Annotated in this window: 17 protein-coding genes and 2 CRISPR repeat arrays; of the genes, 7 read left to right on the plus strand and 10 right to left on the minus strand. The window is 40.4% G+C overall.

The features are described from left to right. The 3 genes from QL919_RS13255 to QL919_RS13265 all read left to right on the plus strand — a co-directional run. A partial coding sequence (locus QL919_RS13255; protein ID WP_290189970.1) for an FAD-linked oxidase C-terminal domain-containing protein occupies positions 1-134 on the plus strand: 134 nt, incomplete at its 5' end. Between the two features lie 141 nt (positions 135-275). Next, entirely contained in the window at positions 276-1,304 is a 1,029-nt protein-coding gene (locus tag QL919_RS13260) for a Gfo/Idh/MocA family oxidoreductase (protein WP_290189955.1), read from the plus strand. A 97-nt stretch (positions 1,305-1,401) separates the two neighbouring features. After that, positions 1,402-2,655: an FAD-binding oxidoreductase gene (locus QL919_RS13265; protein ID WP_290189971.1), complete on the plus strand. Its 1,254-nt coding sequence runs from the start codon at positions 1,402-1,404 to the stop codon at positions 2,653-2,655. 211 nt (positions 2,656-2,866) lie between these two features. Here QL919_RS13265 and QL919_RS13270 read toward each other — a convergent pair whose 3' ends face one another. Both QL919_RS13270 and QL919_RS13275 read right to left on the minus strand, forming a co-directional pair. Next, the gene (locus QL919_RS13270) at positions 2,867-3,190 is read right to left on the minus strand and encodes a DUF1244 domain-containing protein (protein ID WP_290189956.1); all 324 of its coding nucleotides are present in this window, start codon (positions 3,188-3,190) and stop codon (positions 2,867-2,869) included. Positions 3,191-3,412: 222 nt separating this feature from the next. Then, on the minus strand, positions 3,413-3,940 hold the full coding sequence (locus QL919_RS13275; protein ID WP_290189957.1) for a peroxiredoxin: 528 nt from the start codon (positions 3,938-3,940) through the stop codon (positions 3,413-3,415). Between the two features lie 407 nt (positions 3,941-4,347). On the opposite strand from QL919_RS13275, the gene QL919_RS13280 reads away from it, so the two are divergent. From QL919_RS13280 to QL919_RS13290, 3 genes are read left to right on the plus strand one after another with little or no spacing between them, the layout of a single operon-like run. Next, positions 4,348-4,899, plus strand: a complete 552-nt coding sequence (locus QL919_RS13280) for a hypothetical protein (RefSeq protein WP_290189958.1) — start codon at positions 4,348-4,350, stop codon at positions 4,897-4,899. Next, positions 4,892-7,315 carry a hypothetical protein gene (locus QL919_RS13285; RefSeq protein WP_290189959.1) on the plus strand — a complete coding sequence of 808 codons (2,424 nt, stop codon included), beginning with the start codon at positions 4,892-4,894 and terminating at the stop codon, positions 7,313-7,315. The genes QL919_RS13280 and QL919_RS13285 overlap by 8 nt, the downstream gene beginning before the upstream one ends. Next, positions 7,308-10,517, plus strand: a complete 3,210-nt coding sequence (locus tag QL919_RS13290; RefSeq protein WP_290189960.1) for a tyrosine-type recombinase/integrase — start codon at positions 7,308-7,310, stop codon at positions 10,515-10,517. Before QL919_RS13285 ends, QL919_RS13290 begins: the two co-directional genes overlap by 8 nt. A gap of 109 nt (positions 10,518-10,626) precedes the next feature. Here the strand turns inward: QL919_RS13290 and ssb are convergent, their stop codons facing one another. Together ssb and QL919_RS13300 are read right to left on the minus strand one after the other, a co-directional pair. Continuing rightward, positions 10,627-11,070 (minus strand): single-stranded DNA-binding protein, encoded by a 444-nt coding sequence (gene ssb / locus QL919_RS13295; RefSeq protein WP_290189961.1) that lies wholly within the window; start codon positions 11,068-11,070, stop codon positions 10,627-10,629. Between the two features lie 63 nt (positions 11,071-11,133). Next, entirely contained in the window at positions 11,134-11,958 is an 825-nt protein-coding gene (locus QL919_RS13300) for a hypothetical protein (RefSeq protein WP_290189962.1), read from the minus strand. Positions 11,959-12,234: 276 nt separating this feature from the next. Further along, positions 12,235-12,756: direct repeats of the CRISPR family, unit length 36 nt; unit sequence GTCTTAATCCCTTACGAATCAGGGAGTGTTTCAGAC. A 400-nt stretch (positions 12,757-13,156) separates the two neighbouring features. On the opposite strand from QL919_RS13300, the gene QL919_RS13305 reads away from it, so the two are divergent. Next, entirely contained in the window at positions 13,157-13,609 is a 453-nt protein-coding gene (locus tag QL919_RS13305; protein ID WP_290189963.1) for a lecithin retinol acyltransferase family protein, read from the plus strand. Positions 13,610-13,754: 145 nt separating this feature from the next. On the opposite strand, the gene csx2 is transcribed toward QL919_RS13305, so the two are convergent. From csx2 to QL919_RS13335, 6 genes are all read right to left on the minus strand, one after another. Next, positions 13,755-14,933 carry a TIGR02221 family CRISPR-associated protein gene (csx2, locus tag QL919_RS13310; protein ID WP_290189964.1) on the minus strand — a complete coding sequence of 393 codons (1,179 nt, stop codon included), beginning with the start codon at positions 14,931-14,933 and terminating at the stop codon, positions 13,755-13,757. Between the two features lie 449 nt (positions 14,934-15,382). Continuing rightward, positions 15,383-16,376: a CRISPR direct-repeat array (repeat unit 20 nt; unit sequence AATCAGGGAGCGTTTCAGAC). 305 nt (positions 16,377-16,681) lie between these two features. Beyond that, on the minus strand, positions 16,682-16,972 hold the full coding sequence (cas2, locus tag QL919_RS13315; protein ID WP_290189965.1) for a CRISPR-associated endonuclease Cas2: 291 nt from the start codon (positions 16,970-16,972) through the stop codon (positions 16,682-16,684). A gap of 74 nt (positions 16,973-17,046) precedes the next feature. Next, positions 17,047-18,174, minus strand: coding sequence for a CRISPR-associated endonuclease Cas1 (gene cas1, locus QL919_RS13320; protein ID WP_290189966.1), 1,128 nt, complete (start codon positions 18,172-18,174; stop codon positions 17,047-17,049). A 28-nt stretch (positions 18,175-18,202) separates the two neighbouring features. Then, positions 18,203-18,490, minus strand: coding sequence for a CRISPR-associated endonuclease Cas2 (cas2, locus tag QL919_RS13325; RefSeq protein ID WP_290189967.1), 288 nt, complete (start codon positions 18,488-18,490; stop codon positions 18,203-18,205). A gap of 107 nt (positions 18,491-18,597) precedes the next feature. After that, on the minus strand, positions 18,598-19,365 hold the full coding sequence (locus tag QL919_RS13330; protein ID WP_290189968.1) for an alpha-ketoglutarate-dependent dioxygenase AlkB: 768 nt from the start codon (positions 19,363-19,365) through the stop codon (positions 18,598-18,600). A 55-nt stretch (positions 19,366-19,420) separates the two neighbouring features. After that, a partial coding sequence (locus QL919_RS13335) for a hypothetical protein (protein WP_290189969.1) occupies positions 19,421-20,136 on the minus strand: 716 nt, incomplete at its 5' end.

Raw genomic sequence — 20,136 nt, forward strand, 5'->3', positions numbered from 1 at the left:
GCGTTGGCATGACCAAAAAGCCGTATCTAAACTATAGCCGCAGTGAGACTGAGATTGAGTATTTACGAGAGGTCAAAAAGGTATTTGATCCGAATAATATTATGAATCGTGGCAAGATTTTTGATATTCGATAAAAAGGATTATGTATTCAATATGCTTGGTTTTTAAGGGTTATGCTGTCTTGTACTAACCTTTGGTTGATTGATGACTAGATCTTTACGCTTCAGCTTTATCGCACCGTAATAATAAAATGACAGGCAACTTTAGGGGTAATTATGCAGATTTTAGATATTAATACCGTAAAAAAACAGCTTACGATGCCAATGGCAATCAGTGCTATTGAAGATCTACTCAAAACTCAAGGCGAGCATCCAACATGGATTAAGACACCTGAGCGCCTAGTTATTCCTACTTTTGAAGACAGTAATAAAAATACATCAGGCTCGCATTTATCAATGCCTTCAGTAGTGTTCGACGGTGATAACGAGTATGCAGTAGTGAAGCTGGTTACTATCTGTCCAGACAATCCCAAGCGCAATAAGCCAACAACCATGGCAACAATCACTGTATCAGATAGTAAGACAGGAGAGATGCTCGCATTTTTGGATGGGGTATATATCACCCAAGTACGAACAGCAGCACTATCTGGGATCGCTACTAAGTATCTAGCGAACCCAACCAGTAGTGTAGTGGCTGTGATAGGAACGGGAGGGATGGCGTATGAGCAGCTCAATGCCATACTCACTGTACGTCCAAATATCAAACAGGTTAACCTATGGAATAGAACCACTGAGACGGCACATCATTTTCAGGAGAAATTTAAACAAGAGTACCCACAGTGGCAAGTTGACTTTGAGGTCTATGAAAATATCGAGAGTGCTATCAAAGACGCAGATATTATTAATCTTGCTACAAGAGCAACCAAAGGATTGTTCGAAGCCGCGCAAATAAAGCCAGATGCTCACATTAACGCGGTTGGCGCTTATCAACCCACCATGAAGGAAGTTAGCAACTCTGTTATAGAGGCCAGCACCTCTGTCATTATCGATGATGCTGAAGGTGGTTTACACGAGGCGGGGGACTTGATACAAGCTCATGATGATATTAACAGTACTTGGACATGGGATCAGCTAACGGGTACGTTGAATGATTTGGTGAATAAGAAGATTAGTATCGATTTAAGTCAAGATAAGGGCATTACGTTGTTTAAGTCAGTTGGAGCAGCAAGCTTTGATGCAGCAGTCGCCTTAAAGGTTGCTCAAACAGCGCAGAAAGAAGGTTTGGGTCGGTTTGTTGAGCTGTAAAGACTCACTCATAATCAGTTGATTGATCTTAAGACAGACCTTTTTAAAGTGGTGAAGTTAGATTAATAAAACCAGCTTGTTATCTGAGAGTATGAGTATGCGCTATGACGTGATTGTTATCGGTGCAGGCATAGTGGGCACCTCTATAGCCTGGCACCTACAACAGAATAACTCTCAAGTTCTTCTGTTAGATAAAAAACCACCCGGAGAAGAAACTTCATATGGTAATGCAGGTATCATCACTAGAGAAGCGGTAAATACCAAACCCTTTCCTAGAAGTTTTAAAGAGATATTTAGAGTATTACCGAATAAAAGTACGGATATTCGCTATCGCTGGTCGGCTATATATGGTCTTCAGCGTCCTTTATTGCAGTACTGGGCGAACTCTAGTATAAAAAAGGTCGAGGCAATCGATAAAGAGTGGGCTACTCTTATTGAGCACTGCACAAATGAGCATGATTCTATGATTAGAGCCTCAGGCGCTAATGAGCTGGTCAGTAAAGTAGGCTGGATTGAGCTTCATCGTAAATCCAGTAGTTTTGAAAAAGCCATTAGTAAAGCACCAAAAGCGGCCGATCAAGGAGTAGAGTATCAGGTGCTATCGCTAGCAGATTTAAAAGAATTAGAGCCAAATGTAAACTTTACAGATTATATCGGCGGCATCCACTGGAAAAACTCTTGGCAAGTGAAAGATCCTGGTGGGCTTGTAAAAGCATATGCAAAAAGCTTTGAAGAAATGGCGGGAGATATAAAGCAGTCAAGCGTAAAAGACATAATACAGACAGAGAGTGGTTGGCAAGTTGTGACCGAGGATCAAAGTTACTCATGTCAGGATGTCGTTGTTGCGGCAGGCCCATGGTCAGCTGATTTAATCAAGCCGCTGGGCTACAATATTCCTTTGTTTCCTATGCGTGGCTATCATCAACATTTTGAAATAACGGAGAAAAACTCATTTTCTCATAGCTTGTTTGATGTAGAGAAAGGCTTTGTGATGGGTACTATGGAGCAGGGTATCAGAGTTACTACTGGGGCAGAAATGGCAACACTGGATGCGCCAAAAAACTTCGAGCAGATAGAAACAGTACTTACTTATGCAAAAAAAGTTATACCGCTTGAAACAGCGGTAGAGTCTGAAGCATGGTGTGGTACCAGACCTTGTATGCCTGATATGAAGCCCGTTATTGGTCCTGCATCACAACACGATAACTTATGGTTTGCCTTTGGTCATGCTCATCAAGGTCTGACACTCGGACCTGTAACAGGGCGCCTCATTGAAGAGATGATTCATGGTAAGCCCTTGTTTATTGATGCACAACCTTTTAGTAGTAAGCGCTTTGATCCTGAGTATTAATACCAAACCCAAAAAGTGCGATTAACGTTGTCAAACTTGCTAAGCCTACGGGGAGTAGTACTTGCATAAGTTTTCCGCGTTATTCTAATTTTTAGAAATGGTATAAGTAAAACTTTAGGGCTATCCTAGCGGCAATTTTTACTTTCTATCTCACTCTTTTAGTAGTGCCTTTTATGGTTTGCTCTAAGTATAGATCATGGAGTGCGGGCAACTACTGTGACTCTTTATCACTGTTGTTTTTGGCAGCTTCAAGCTCGTTAAAGCGCGCTAATTGCTCCGGTGTGGCTTTTTGTTGATACTTCTCTTTCCACTCAGAATAAGGCATGCCATAAACAAGTTCGCGCGCATCTTCATAGTCGATTTCGATACCACGCTCTTCACCAGCCGCTTTATACCATTTGGATAAACAGTTACGACAAAAGTCGGCAAGGTTCATCAGTTCAATATTTTGTACATCTTTGCGCTCGTCTAAGTGAGCTAATAAGCGACGAAATGCCGCGGCTTCTAATTCAATGTTTGATTCTAACTTTGCCATAAATTTTTCCTCAGCGTTAATGCATGTTTGTGGTTATGTATGGTGTCTTAAAAGTAAAAGGGCTGACCAAGAGTTTGAGAGGCCATTCTTTCAAAAACCATAAAAAAACTGCGTAGCCTTTATCTTTAAAGACAACGCAGTTCTACAGTATTTGAATATCAGTATTTGAGCATCTATAGACGCCTGATAACACTTAATAACAACAGTCAAGCGTCAAGGTGGTTAAGCATTACTTTTCAAATACTCTAACATAGTGTCTGCATCTGATACTTCAAACGGGTCTGTTGGGCAGTTGTCGTCAAAACCAGCTTCTTTAAATACTTTTTTGATGGCTTTATTGTCGACATACATCGAATAACGCCATGAGCGCATACCAAAGCCAAGATTGCTCTTATCAACCAGCATGCCCATTTTACGAGTGAACTCACCATTACCATCAGGGAGCAAGAAAACGTTTTCACGGTTTTGCTTTAGGCCCCATTGGTACATGACGAACGCATCATTGACAGAGACGCAAACGATTTCATCTACGCCTAACGCCTTAAACTCACTGTAAAGCTCTTCATAACGCGGTAGATGGCTGGTCGAACACGTTGGTGTAAAGGCACCTGGTAGCGAGAATACCACCATTTTTTTATTGGCAAATAACTCATCTGTGGTCAAGTCTTGCCACTTAAATGGGTTGTCTCCTTCGATTGATTCATCACGAACACGGGTCTTGAAAGTCACATCAGGTACATGGGTAATCATTATTCACTCCGATTTAAGTTATTGTCTTTTCGTTTTTAAAATACTCCATTTATATGATAATAGCTATAGCAGTCCATAAGCAAATCTTTAAGCTAATATTCACTATATAAGCCATCAAAATAAGCTATCAAAATAAATGGGAAGAGGAAACCCCAACCTTGGCAATGGTGTCGAACTATTTCACTAAAATGGATATAAACCTTAAGTATATGATATTAATTGATATAATAATAAGGTTATAACAAAAATAATGGAGATTTTAGGATAATTAAAAGATAGTTTTGATATTTTAGTCACAGCATAATTGCATATATTGATACCTAACTATTATTAATATAGTATAAAGCTACTCCTACCCTATCGTCAACATCATGACACAGTATTGGTAAAAAGCTCAGAGGTGATAAATGTCAAAGCAACAATCTGCCCGCCTTCATTCTTTTACCCCCAGTCATACTACTTTGACTGTTCACCCTAAGGTTTTATCGGCCTACAAAACTTGGCTCAAATATCGTCCTAAAACATCGCCTATACACCTCAATGGTATCGATAAATATCATAGACCACTTACAAGAATTATTTATCACAACAAAAATCATTATTTCTATTTTGGTAACTTTGAACGTATGTCAAATGTGTTCCAGTATGAAAGGAATATAAGCCAACCCTTCGTCATTGTTATAGGTAATGATCAGCAGATTACTAAGGCGGCATGGGCTGAGGTATTGAAACTGTGTTTTTATAAAAATGTCGACCACGTTTCCTTATGGGAGCACTTACAAGAGCATTGTTCCGCAACAACACTAAAAGAATTGATGGGCTGCGACAGTCTTTACAACGAGGACTATTGCAGCTTTGCAGGCATCAATATGGATCAGTATTCTTACGCGCAGAAATCTTTAAAGCAAAGTAAAGAAACGTTTGATTTGGCTCAGAATACGGATTGGATCGATGAATAGTGTGAAAGAATGGATCCCTAGGGTCTTAGAGGTCGAAGAGGTGCATCGTCTAATCGAGCTAATTGTGCCATACGATTCACCATTGTCAGTTCAAATACATATATTGGTATTTGATCTAATAAGGCTGTCACCAAACTACTTAATCAATACGGATGTTGAGAGTGCAGGTTCAAGTTTAAAGAAACTGACCGACGAGCAATGCATTGTCATCATAAAAGCAGTCAACTCTAATAAAAAAACTAAAGCTTGGTCTGTTCCTTTTATGTTAGCCATCTTTACTAACTATTATAGGCAAAAACCATTTACTGATAAAACTTGGCTCTTTATGAGCAAGTATCTCCAACTCATACTTTTAATAGCAGAGCGTGAGGATAAGCATTTCAATAAGATTAATGCGCTTGGTGTTCGTATAAGAATGGCGCTCACAAAGAACTCTTCTCAGACTGAAATTATCGATGAGCTTATACGTATACATGACTCATCTGCTAATGTTATTGAGAACTTTGCTGACATAAAAACCTATGAGCAAAATATGGATCATAGGGAGCAGACAGGCATAGTTAAAACCAAAAGTACAGCTACGAAAATAGGCAAAATAAGGCTTGCCTATGAAGTTATTATTGAAGATAAGGATTATATCGATAGAAACCGAAAATCTAATGCTCAGGCTGCCGTTTTAAAAAAACCGAGAGATGAGCAGGTTTTGCCTTTCGTTACTGAAAGAACGCGTCGAATTCGCTATCCTAAGTTGTCTTTAGATAATAACGTCGTCAAATCAGAAAACCTAGCGGATGATGATCCGCCGGCGTTGTTGGATAATCAATTTAACCCCACTAAGACAACTGCTAAATCATCACAGTTACAACAGTATCAAGTCAAAACCAACTACTTGCATAGTAAGCGTAATCGATTTATGTTTCCCAGTAACACTAGGTTATTAACATTATCAGATTATCAGTTAGTTTTTTTTAAACTCTGGGATATGTTGTCTAACGAAGCGCAACTTAATAGGCGGATTGCTACTATATTGTTGTTATCAATGTTAACCGGTAGATCAATTCAAACCGTAATTCATGAGGTAGCAAGCAATAAAAGCCAAAGACAGTTTTTGGTGGAAGAGGAGAGCGGTATAGCCGTGATTCGAAACCGTATTAACGTGACAGTTAACCAGCGTGATGCAATAAAGCAAGTGGTCAAAAGCGATAGCAATCATTTTAGTTTGGCGCTACCAGAAACGTTGCAAGGTATATTACAGTTTAAGTTTGCAGTAGAGCCTAACGAAGTCAACCAAACTCTTAAACTACTTAAAGAAGATTTATCTTTACCTTTATTATCAAGTCAACATATAGAATCAGCGCTAGCCTTTATTATTACTCATCAAATCGGTGAGCCACTACACTCAGACATTCTTACAGGTGTGGAAGTGGAGCATTCATCACCACTTTACTATACCAGCATCAAAACCTCATCTTTATTGCATACTTACCAAATCGCAATCAATATGCTTAGTGCTCGATGCTTTAAAGATTTTAGGAGTAACTTATACTCTAAAGTCGGTGATTCGCAAAAGTCTTCCATTTATTCAAATCCAAAACATCATCAAATGTGGCAAACGCATAAGTATACATATTTTTCCAATGTATCATCTGTTGCTAGTAATGAAAATAAAATCTTTGTCGGTAGTAATATGGCATTGACTGATAAGGTTTGTGGTAAATTTTTCGCTCTGCTTGCCGATAATGTACAAGGTGATAGTCGACAATTAAACCGGGGCAAAAACGATCGAGAGGATGAATATATCAAGCAGTTTAATGCTTATAGCCTATGGCTATGGCATGTTATTCAAATCCAGACCGGTATAAGACCCGTTAATGATGTACCTGGATTTTTAAATCAGTTCAACTTTAGCCATGACATGTATTGGGTGTCAGATAAATCTATACGCCAAGGTAAGGATTATGGTCGCCTCATTCCTATTAGCCATTTTTTGAAAACGGCATTGAAAAATTATATTAGCTATATCAAACATTTTGCTAGTGAGCATAATCCTTTGTATCCAGAACACAGGCTTGAAATTGATAAGATTCTGCAATCAGAAATCTCTCTTTTACAAATTTTTAGCTTTAACCCGAAAAAATTTATGCCTATCACACCAAGACGTATTAGAAGCGCTGTAGGCAATGCGCTTCCTCATCAAGATAATTGGCTGCGACATCAACTACGCTCCATGCTGACCAACGAAGTCGACGAGTTATACATCTGTGCCTTATTCGGCCATGAACATGCGGATCAAGAGATATTCCATCCGATGTCCTCTGTATCTATAAATCAATATAGGGAGGAGCTATTGCCCCAGTTAGATCGTGTGGTACAAAAGCTTGATCTTAAGCAAGTTGAGGTCAGACGTTATGGCTGAGCCAATAGAGTTATTTTCACACGAGCGCAGAGCCGCTAATTTACAGCATCAGAAGTTACTCTTAGTCAGGAAAGCTGAAGTTATCGTTACTGACTATTTATATAAATATCAGCCCTTCAATGATTCTGATATGGCAGAACATTACCGTATTATCGATAATGAGTTATCGATAAAGTTTACTACATTCACTCAATACCGCTGTGCAAGGCAAGGGTTTCTACAAGCAGTTAGGAATTACAATAAAATTAACAACTGCTCGTTAGATGAGCCAGTCGTTCCTATTGTGGCTGAACGAGATAAGCTCACCATTAGCTATGGGTGGTTCGTTGAAGGTTCAAAGGTTTCGACTGCTTGGGAGAAGATGCAGTTATCTTGGCAAAACAAGCGTAATTTTAGTGCCAATGACTACGTAGCTTACTTTTTATATAGCAGTATTATATTCGGCGGCCTAAATGATTTATCTGCATTAAAGGCATTATATCAGTGGGTCTTTAGCGATCGAAAACTATATCTTGTGAACCTAAAAAAACAGGCTGAAGATAATAAGAAGTTAGATACTGATAAAATTCTGCTCGTGATCCCTTTAGAGATCAGAGATGACAAATATGGTTGCAGAGTTTATGACAACGATGATTCATTGACTCGCTATGCTTCTTATGTTCCTGATGACCTAAGTCTTATGTTTCTATACGCTTTGGGTGATACTAGTATAAATAAGCGTAAAATACAGCAGTTTGAGACGATTATCAAAGGATTGAATAATAAGTTTGAACTTACTTGCCGAGATCCAAAAAAAATCCATTTATCACATCTTATCAAATACGCTAATTTTCATTGGCGGCAGTGGCCTGGTAGTGCTATCGATAGTGCTGGCAGTTTAATCATGCAAGGACAACTTAAAAGTACGTCACTACCTACTGACCAACTACTTAGTTATAACCAAGAAATCATCCAAAGTACTCAACCAGCTATTACTTGGCAACAGCTGTTTATTCAAAGCACATCATCGAACGATACCTCTAAGCCCAGTAAAAGCTATCCCGCTTTTAGCAAGAATATCATTCAGCTCATTCAAGAGGCATTGAAAGGCACTCGATTATCTGCCAAAGATACTATTAACAACATAAGAGATGAGTTTCCTCAGCCTAACGCCATACGTCTGCTAGGCTGGGTACTATTTTTACTAGAAGGCAATCAAACCAACTTAAACTCAGTCAGTAAATATGTAGGTTGTATTGGACGTGAATGGCTTATGTTGACCATGGATGAAGAATTAGAGGAATGGGGTACCAATGATTATGAAGAAATATATGAGCAAATTATCTTAAGTAAAGTCAAAGATGCTCGTAAAAAAGATGTTTTGCAGAAAGACCCGATCGATGATAGAGATGACATTGAACTTGATGATGATGATATCAAGAATGGTAAAGATGATTATTTAGATGATCCAGTAGCTGATTTAGAGCAGGCGCTAGACCAAAATATCGACTCAAAAGATGAAGGCAAACAATCCACTAGCTTAGATGAGCTGAAAAACACTCAGTCTTATACCTATGGGCGTCTGCGCGCTTTTCATCGATACCAGATGCAGTATTTCGAAGCTCCTGATGTAGTTTTTGCATGGGGAGAAAACAAGCAGGTTGTCAAAGCGAGTATGGTATCCCCTCGAGTATATAACGCCATGCATAGCGGACTACAAGTATCTGAATTAAACAAGAGTCAAACGCTGTTATGTCAGACGATATTAATTTTAGCGTATCGTACTGGCATGCGTATTAATGAGCTTGCAGGTATAAAGCTTAAAAATATAAAAAATCTTTCGGATGTTAGCATTGTACTTACGCCAAACCCTTATCTACGTCTTAAAAGTAGTAGTGCTAAAAGAAGAGTTTTATTAGCGGCGCTTTTAAAGAAAGATGAGCTAAGGATAGTTACGATGTTTATTTCTCAGCAAGAAAGAATGGGGGCGTCGTATTTGTTTTCACAAGGCATGGGTAACCAGCCTCTACCAACGTATTTTTTTAGCAATTTGATGAGAGTGCTATGGGATGGCGTGCTTGGACAAGATAATCATAATTATACTTTTCATAGCCTTAGACATACGGCGATCAGTCAATTGGCGCTAGCTATCAATGGTTCGGCATTAGCAGAGGTGATGACCGACTATACCTTGGATGAATGCCAGAACATCGCTGACAGCTTGGCAGGTTATCATCAAATCCAAGGTGCTTGGTTTGGGTTAGCAAGTTTTGTAGGCCATCTGACTTGTGACACAACCTTTGAGCATTATATCCATACCACACATTTATTAGCAGGGTGGCAGCTAAGCAACGCAAAAATCGAAATACCTTTTACGGTACTAAAGAATATTACTGGTATAGATTATCAAACAGTCAATTATCACGATAAAACTGCCTATGATAAATCTACTAAAGCGGTAGCGTTGAAGAGATTAAGACCTTACTTTGCCAAAAAGCTAAAAGCACATCACAATCCTTTATTTACAGCACCCGATGTGAGCACCAAACTTATTCAGCGGAGTACTGAAGGTGAGGGGATGCAGCACTCTGTTTTTATTGATGCAAGGTATGATGCTGTTATTAGTTTTATAAGAGAGATAGATAGACTCAGACCTGAGCTGCGTGAAAAAGAGCTGGAAAATATAGCGATAAAACACGGTATTCATTTACTCAATGCACGAGAGCTATACAAAAACGCGAGTAGCTTAAATAATAACGATAAGCTCATCACTCAAGTCAAAGGTCAAACTGCCCAAGCCATTATTACCACTGCATTGGATAACGCTTATAACCTTTCCGTACAGAAACCTGATCAATTACGAGAGTTTGTCAGTATCTATAAGCAAAAGCACATTACCTCTCGGTCTTACTTAAAGTTTGGTATTAAAAAATCTCAACATGAGCTATTGGCTGAATTTTTGAAGATAGGCTGTGAAATTATTGCTCCTCAGCATTGGCAACTGACTTCTAGTAGTATAAAGGAGGTTAGAGACTTTAAGAAGAAGCATGAACTCAATAGTGCCATTAGGGTGGAGGCTAACCAAAATTGCGTAGGCTTTGAAGTTAGAGTTGTCAGAAAAATGAAATCCAAATCTGTAAAACAAGCGACTTATGAGTCTTCCGGTGTCTTGAAGTTTTCGGGAGAGGTGTTGGTAATGCTGCTTGACTGGAGTAATGATTAATGCTGCTTGACTGGAATAATGATTAAGGAGGTTGATGCAGACGGGTTTCTACTGTCAGACTGCGTACCTATAACCTGACGAATAGTTTAAGCAGAGTCTAAGGTATTCCTCAGAACGGAATGTCATCATCGATAGGAGCATCTGGCATAACGTTTGGTTTTGGTAGCCATGGCTTCTGAGGTATGGGCGTGACGACTTCTGGTTTTTGCGCCTCAGCCTTGCTGTTGTTACCGAGCATCTGCATGCTACTTGCATGGATTTCGGTAATGTAGCGATCTAAGCCGTTATCATCTGTCCATTTTCTAGTACGTAAACTACCTTCTATATATACTTTGCTGCCTTTATTTAGGTATTCGGCAGCAACTTCACCTAGGCGATTGAATAGCTTAATTTTGTGCCATTCTGTTGATTCTTTAGGTTGACCATTTGCATCTGTCCACTGATTTGACGTAGCAACAGAAACGTTAGTGACACGATTGCCATTAGCAAACTGATGAACGTCTGGCTCAGCACCCAAACGGCCGATTATCATTACTTTGTTTACGCCTCTCATGGCTGTCTCCCTATTAGAATTTGACGATATAATGCTGTATTCAAACATTCAGATAGATATTGTTCAGCTACTAGTCCACGGCATCATCGCCATACGCTGTGTGGAGGTGTGCTGATTCCAAGTCGCTTGTATAACGCGGTACATCTGGTAGGTCATATCCCAGCACTCATCATAAAAGTTGTCAGCAAAGTCTATTTCTTGATGTAATATGCGAAAGCCTATTTGTGCATTGGCATATTTTGGACAGGTAGCAAGCAGGAAATTTTTGCCTGTACAGGACTTTATTTGCTTTGCTATATTAGGCAGCGCTATTTGTACGGCTTCTATATCTATGACATTAGATAATAGATGAAAGGTCTCCACGCATTCACTATTTAATGGGAGCAATGCACTACCGAGCGTACGCTGCTGGCAATGAATAGACACCTTTATACCATGTGCTATTGCTAAGCGCTCAATCAATAGCTTAGCAATGTCTAAGCTGACTCTGGAGGGTTCGATCAGGTGTATTTCGAGCGAGCTTTGTTGTGCGACACCTTTTTTTGCTAAATGGTCCATAAATGCCAATGTCGCTACCCCTTGACCACAGCCATAATCTACCACGCGAATGTTTTCTTGTGCATTACTAGTGAAATCAAGCGTTTCAGATAATAGATGTTGCATACTTTGGTGATGTTGCCAGCCGTAAGCAACGATATAAAATATCGCCTCCTGTTCGCTGGTTAAAGCTTTGGTGGCTCTCTCAGTACGATTGGAGAAAGCGCTATAGCTTAGGTTTTTATCAGGATTTTGATGAAAGTAATCCACCATATTTTGATAGTAATCAGAGAAACCACTGTTCATAGATTCGCTAGCATTATTAATTTGAAGCTGAAGTTGATCTCTCATAATCATTATCCTTGTGGCGGTTATTTGATGTCTTGAGTTGATTATCAGCTCTTTTGCACGACATCTCATAAAACGACAAGCTTGTGGACAATGTATAAATTCAGCTCAACAAAAAAGCCGTCTATCAGTGATAGACGGCTTTTTTGTTAAATGTTTATTAACATCTGCGCGAGCATAGCTCTTGCCTTACGCGCTCCCAGACACTCCCTATTCCTCCAGAAAATCCTATTTAAAGAATTTTCTCTTGCGAGACTAAAATTGACATGCAATTTTTTAACGTCTCTCACCTTACAAATCAGGGAGGCTTTCAGACATTATAAGGATAGTGCCATGACTAAAGTAACAGTCTTAATCCCTTACAAATCAGGGAGCGTTTCAGACTAGGTATGGTAGATAAGGGTGTTGGCACTGCTGAGTCTTAATCCCTTACAAATCAGGGAGCGTTTCAGACGGACGTAGGCTCAGTCCACATGAAAGCCATGAAGTCTTAATCCCTTACAAATCAGGGAGCGTTTCAGACCTATCGATGATGACATCCCTTTCTAGGGGTGTTGGTCTTAATCCCTTACGAATCAGGGAGTGTTTCAGACCGAAGGCAAAGCTCCACTCGAAATGCCAGAATAGTCTTAATCCCTTACGAATCAGGGAGTGTTTCAGACACAAGGCAGCTGCTACCACAGAGAAATTGCTGAAGTCTTAATCCCTTACGAATCAGGGAGTGTTTCAGACAACCGACTTCGCTGTCCTACCCGTCATGAATGCGTCTTAATCCCTTACGAATCAGGGAGTGTTTCAGACTGTACAACGATTTTTATTATCAATTAAATCAATAACTTACATCTATTTATTTAACCGACTAATGTCGTCTTAAAAGTTGATGTTTTTTTGACCAATTTTTAAGTAGAAATTGACTAAAAAATAACCAATAATACGTCTGAAACTTTAAATAATGACCAGTATCTTCGTCAGATAGCGTCTGAAACCATCCCTAATTGCTTAGGATATGAGTGGTTAAACTCATCTACCTATAGTAATAGATGTCTATGCTAAGTGCAAGGTAAGAGTAAGTCACTACTTACGACGACAACTTATTTCTCAGTGCTTAGAGTTCTTAGGTCATGGATGACAAGCTTGTCATATACTCACTTATCGACTACCGCTGTTATGCTATTACTCATAGTTTCGATAACGAGTGGAGATGATGATGGGACTTTTTAATAAAAACATAAAAGCAGGTGATCACCTGATTACTGAGCGTCTAGGCTATACCCATCATGGTATCTATTTAGGTAGAAACAAAGTCATCCATTACTCAGGTCTGGCTGCTGGTTTGCGTGCAGGTCCCGTTGAGATTACTGATTTGAGTACCTTTTCTCAAGGTAAGCGCACTTATGTGAGTCATCATAGCAATCGAGTGTTTAGTCATGGACAAACGATTAAGCGTGCTCGTAGCCGCTTATCTGAAGATAAATACAATCTGTTGTTAAATAACTGTGAGCATTTTATCAATTGGTGTATCTATGGCAAGGCGAGTAGCCCACAGGTGACAAAGATGTTTACTCGCGGACTTTCCATCGGCATGATGCATGTGAGTTTGGGAGGTGTAGGCTTAGCGCCCATAGGATTAAGAGCCATCGCAAAACGTTTTTAAGCCCTTAGTATATTTGAGGGGTTTAAAGGCAGAGGCGGTCAGTCAAAATAAAAAAGCTGCGACTGATAGCGCTTTAGGTCTTGGCTACTAACGACAGTTACATCACTTTGCAGTAAATTAGTTATGGCGTGATTACTTAATATATTTAGGAAGGGTCATTAAATAACTGCTTAAAACGATCTGTGAGCGAGGCGTGTAAACGAGTAGGGTCTTTCATTATTTGTCGTATTTTATCTTTGCCAGAAGCGGTGCCATGTACCATCGCGTTTCTAAACTCTTTAAAGTCTTTGAATTTATCTTTTGAATCTATTAGATGGTCATAAGCCGCTTTACGATGGTTAAAGCTTTGTACATCGTCGCCATTTAGCGCAGTTTCTCTAGAGATAAGTCCTTCCATCGCGTAGACAATCGCTCGGACATAGTCTTTTCTCTTAAGGTGCTTCTCTGCCAAATCTTGCTCTTGTAGACCTAAAGATGATTTTTTATACCATGAGAGGCGCTTGGCTAATGGCTCATAAAATAAGCTAAATAGTGGCGAGTCTGCGCGATGTAGAGCGTCTAGTTTGGGCATCACTTGCTTGAGTTTGGCACTTGCGCCACTGGCATTGAGTAAACGTTCTAAATAGCTGGCACGTTCTAGCTCATCAGCAGAGGACTTATCCAAACCGACATTGATCAATAATGGTGCAAAAACCGCATAATCACCGTCTTTGTCAAAGGTTTCAAGGGCACTGACCCAGTCGAGCATATCGAGCAAACCGCGCAGTTCTAGTACTTCAGATAATTTTAGCTCGTTAGAATGAAAGCCATAATAGATATGCTGAATATGCACATTTTTGGTGACTTGTAGATATCGAGCAGCAACCAACGCAATCAGTGGCAGATGACGAAAGCCGTGAGTGACATCCATCACTACTTGTTCGTTTTCACTGAGTAGCTCATCGAGTTTTTTTAAAATGCTGACTTGTCCAATAGCGTCTTTTGCATAGTCTATAAGCTGGCAGGTGACACTGAGACCGAGCTTGTCAGCCAAAAACTGCTCAAAAGGTTGTAGCTGCGCTATGGTTACCGCATCGTTTGTGATCGCTTCTGATAATTCGCTCCATTCTTCTGAATAGTCTTCGAACCCAGACTCAAAAAACACATCCCACATACTGCCTGAGGTGCCAAGTAATATCAGCCTATCAGGCTTTACCTCTTTAGCGAGTACCAATCCAAAGTAAGTCTCATCTTTATAGATAGTGCCATCAGAGAATTTATAGTCAGTCTTTCTATAACTATCACCTTGCTTACCACCGCCCAAAAAGCTGATTAACGTGGTCATGTGATATATGTCCTTTTGATAGGGTAGGTATTAGCAGCAACAGTTTACAAATAATCCTAGTTGCTATAGTGATGATTCAATATAAGACGTAACAGCATCAATTGTATTTTAAATTAGCCATAAAAAACATGGCAAAGGTTTTTACCTTTGCCATGTTTTTATAGCAGACTTTTATTAATATCTTGCTCGATATCCCTCGCTCACCTTACGAATCAGGGATGAGGAGGGGCAAGTAAAGGTCTGGGAGACCTTTACCCCGACGCAAGAGAAAATCTATGATTTTCTGTTCAGACTAAGGTAGCCAGTCTTTAAAAAATCCTATTTAAAGGATTTTTACTTGCGAAGCTAAAATTACAGTGTAATTTTTATACGCCTGCGCGAGCATAGCTCTTGCCTTGCACTTCGGGTGAGTGTCTCCCAGACACTCACTATTCCTCGCTCACCTTACGAATCAGGGAGCGTTTCAGACAAATAGATTCGTGTATATCACTGCTAGTACTAAGTCTTAATCCCTTACAAATCAGGGAGCGTTTCAGACCTTGTACAAAGATAAGCCTGTAGACGCAATGCTGTCTTAATCCCTTACAAATCAGGGAGCGTTTCAGACAATCGACGAATACTATTCTACTAATTTAACAAGTCTTAATCCCTTACGAATCAGGGAGTGTTTCAGACCGACCTAGACCGTAACTTTAACGACATCGAGTTGTCTTAATCCCTTACGAATCAGGGAGTGTTTCAGACAAGGAGTAATACCATGCAAGCATTTACCGCGTTCGTCTTAATCCCTTACGAATCAGGGAGTGTTTCAGACGTCAACCATTAAGGAGATAGGTAAATATGTTAGCTGTCTTAATCCCTTACGAATCAGGGAGTGTTTCAGACGCATGGCCACCTTACCTTTAAACCATTGGAGAACAATTAGTCTTAATCCCTTACGAATCAGGGAGTGTTTCAGACAATACGAACGTGCGTATTATCGTCAAGCTGGTGTGTCTTAATCCCTTACAAATCAGGGAGCGTTTCAGACATGCCTGATTGGGTAGCTGCTTGCGAGGCTAATGGTCTTAATCCCTTACAAATCAGGGAGCGTTTCAGACGAAGGTGGGAGAAACGCACCTTGATGCATGGGCGTCTTAATCCCTTACAAATCAGGGAGCGTTTCAGACGGCAATGTTAAGAAAACCCAAGTGGGTGAGTAGTCTTAATCCCTTACAAATCAGGGAGCGTTTCAGACAATCAAAGGAAATCATCATGAAATTTTTAAAAGTCTTAATCCCTTACAAATCAGGGAGCGTTTCAGACCTACAGCTATGCGAGTTAAAAGACGGGTTTAAGTCTTAATCCCTTACAAATCAGGGAGCGTTTCAGACTTACGATATCAAAGAGCTTAATGCAGATGACAAGGTCTTAATCCCTTACAAATCAGGGAGCGTTTCAGACTGTACTCTGATTTTTATTATCAATTAAATCAATAACTTACATCTATTTATTTAACCAACTAATGTTGGCTTAAAAGTTGATGTTTTTTTGACCAATTTTTTAAAGAAAATTGACTAAATAATAACCAATTCTACGTCTGAAATGTTAAATAGTGACCATTATCTTCATCAGATAGCGTCTGAAACCATCCCTAATTGCTTGGGATGTGAGGGTTTTAAGTTCACTGATCAATCATAATAGATGTGCCAGACAAGTGCAAGATTATAATACGGTTGTATCATGATGTTAGGTGCGTGCCACTACTATTATAATGTTATCTCTCCTATGTCGCTAAAGAGCATAATATCGTCGCTACGTTTGCCAATGACAAATGAATTCTCAAGTGGCTCAACTTCATAGATACGCAAATCATCATCGCTAGGATGGATTATCTTTTGCATCGAGATGATAAAAGCGTCCATGCGCTTGCGTGTCATGGTGCCATAGTAGACAGAGTACTGTAGTTGCAAGAATTGAGAGCTGACTAAGCGCTGCAGACGTTGCAGCCTATTATTTTCACTGATGTCATAAGCAATGATAAAACAAACTTCCTTCATAACCAATCCTGTTTATTGAAGAATCCACGGTCAGACCTGATTACTAGTACTGCGTCATACCAGCACTTTATGAATTAAAGTGGTGGTATTGACGCTTCAGGGTGATGACTGACAAAAGACAGTGACTGCTGTGCTGAGATGCTTGCTTGATCATAATGATAACGCTGGAGTCGGTTTTGCCAGAGCCAAGCATGCCTGAGTGCCGTTTTACGTAGGTTTGGCCGGATTGCGGCAAAGGCCTTGTAGAATTTGCTGCGCCCTGATTTTAATAGCTCACAAAGATAGCTCGTTTCATCAGACACACTGAAATCTGCCGAATCCAAGATGGCTTGATCAAATAACTCCCAGACCCAAAATTCTACAGTACTGCGTTGTAGCTCTACAAAGTCACAGGCTAGAGACTGTCTGCCATAGCTTGTACTGTGTAATACGCCCTGATAAGGGTCGAAACCAACACTGTATATCGCTTGCTGACATAAGTGCTGTAGTAAAGTATAAGACAAGGACAAAACCACATTGATAGGGTCTCTCGGAGGTCTTCTATTTCGAGAGTGAAACTGCCATTCATCTGCAAAAAACTGCTGATAGCAGTTGAAATAAATCGCCGAGCCAACACCTTCAGTACCTAGCAGGCTGGGTATTTGATAACGAGGCGTATAATTATTATAGATGTTAAAGGATTGGTTGGGGTTTTTCGTTGTTGCGACATGATGCTTGCGAAACTTATCCCGTAAGCTTTTGAGTTTTTTGATAGTGTTGTCTATCTCGCTCATCTCTACTTTTATGCTATTAGCACCTTTAGCAGGATCAGCGTTTAGGATGGAGTATTGTAGTTTGCTCAAGGTATTTGCTTGTTGATGCAGCTTGAGGCGCACGAGTATGGATGCCCAGTAGCTCCTTGACTCATTATTATGAATGACGTCGTATTGCTGTACACGGCGTTCTGTACCGGCATGCCAACTACCCAGCAAAAAACACGCTTCACCAGAGCGAGCACTGGGCAGGACACAGACACTGACGGCGTTTTCAGAGAGACGAGTCAGTAAGTTACTGCTCAAATCTACTTGGGTGGTAATTGTTAGGCTTTGAATCTGTGAGAGGGGAATGCTTAATGGTTTTGCAAAGCTTTGATGTTGAATCAGCAGTATATTACGCTGGCATGAGAGTTGGCTGCCTTTTTTATCGATGACTATATTGTGCATGTTAGCCTCCTAAGCAAATACCAGATACTTAGCCAATGTAAAAATGCCCTGTCGCTGTGTTTTCAGGTTTTGATAGATTGCCTTTAGTCACTTGTGACCAGTAGGTCCTCACTGTTTCGATAATAAAAAATGCATCTCCTGAATCGACTTTTGACAGCGCAAACTCGGTCAGTTGCTGCTTACTGTCTAGGGAGAGCATACATTCATAAGCGGACTTTTGACCTGTTGCGCTATAGCTTTTAACGTTATAGCGCAGCAGTGCTTGGCGCTTTGGGTCGCTGATGTCGTAGCCCACTATATAAAGTCGCTGTCTCATGGTTTGATGCCCCAATATTGCCTGACTGTTATTAAGACTGCCTTTGTTTAATAACAGCGGCTCTCATTTGGTTGACCCATACATATGAGTGATAAATTTGATAAGCCTCAAATATGAATCGTACGAAAGGTTAAATTGACTCGGCTGTCTTTAACCTTTTTTTGTTTGGGTACACTATGCTGCCAGTGATGCTGCAAAGCGCCTGCCATGACCAGAACACTACCGTGCTGTAGTGGTATCTCAAGCTTGACGCTGTGATCTTCTTTACGACGTAATAAAAACCGTCGGCTGGCACCAAAGTTCACCGAAGCGATGAGCGGACTTTCTCCAAGCTCAGGTTCAGCATCAGTATGCCAGCTGATATGATCATCACCTGAGCGATACCAGTTGAGCAATACGCTATTAAATTCTCTTTTGCAGATGGGTACTAGGGCTGCACGTAACTCCAAGAGTAACGTATTCCAAGGCTTTGGTTGTAAAGTGATGCCAGAGTAGGTGTAAGGTCTATCGTTGTCGCCATACCATGCCGACAGTCTAGGTAGTGGATGAGTTTTGCCAAACATACTCACACTATCATGCTGCCAACGGATGTTTTCAAATGGCAGCGCGTTAATATCATGCTCTTGGTGCCAGTCATGAGTCGCATAATCAACGTCCTTACACGCTAGTAAGCTGTGCATAATCTCATCACTGTGTGCACTATCGAAATATTGCGGTGCATAGTAGAGCCTGCCATCTGGTACGTCAATCACCACGCCTTTGCCATCTTCATGAATGTGGGCAGGATAGTCAGACTGCATAAACTTGCCCTCATGAATGAACGCCGCCAATGCCAGTTCTGGCTCGTCTGCTATTAAGGTATCAAATAAGTCCATGAGGTACTCTCCTAAATTATGGTACGGGGGCTTTCTATCTCACAATATTAGCAACTTATGCGGCAAAAGCTGTCTGACTCGCTGTTGAGATGTTTTTGAAGCATAGCCCCATCATGACACCATAGGAGCGTTCATGCTTCCAATGGTTTCTCGTCACAGAGTATATTTCACTCTCGACGGAGAAGTCAGCTACGTCTTGCTTGACAGTTAGATCGCTTAATGAGCACTTTAGCTGCTGAAAACCTTGATAGTTATTTGAGTACTGTGGACCTACAGCGATAACCATCTGCTTGCCTTCAACACTATGCAAATACTCACAGAGACGGGGTATCTGCTGCTGCACCTCTGCTATGTCTAATACATTAGAAAATAAATGCATTGAATAATCCGCTGCTCCAAGCACTTCTGAATCTTCCTTTAAGAAGCACTCCAAGTCTTTATGATACGGATGAATGGTAACATTGGCCGCGATGCGTGATGACATCTTGGTTACCAATAACACTGCTAAATCGAGCGTGGTTTGCGAAGGCTCAATAAGGTGAAAATTCAGCGTAAAGCTCTCGCAATTGACATATTTTTCAAGATAGCTTAATAGCGCTAGGCTGGCAATGGCTTGTCCACAGCCATAATCGACGATGTTAATCTGAACCGCCCCGACTATATCGGAGAGTGGATTGCTTGAGTCAGGCAGCTTTGTCTGACTCAGTAAGACTATCATAGTATCGTCTCTCAAACTCAAAAGGCGACACATAACCAATCGTACTATGAATG

It is taken from the genome of Psychrobacter sp. APC 3426, from assembly GCF_030408035.1.
GTDB lineage: Bacteria > Pseudomonadota > Gammaproteobacteria > Pseudomonadales > Moraxellaceae > Psychrobacter.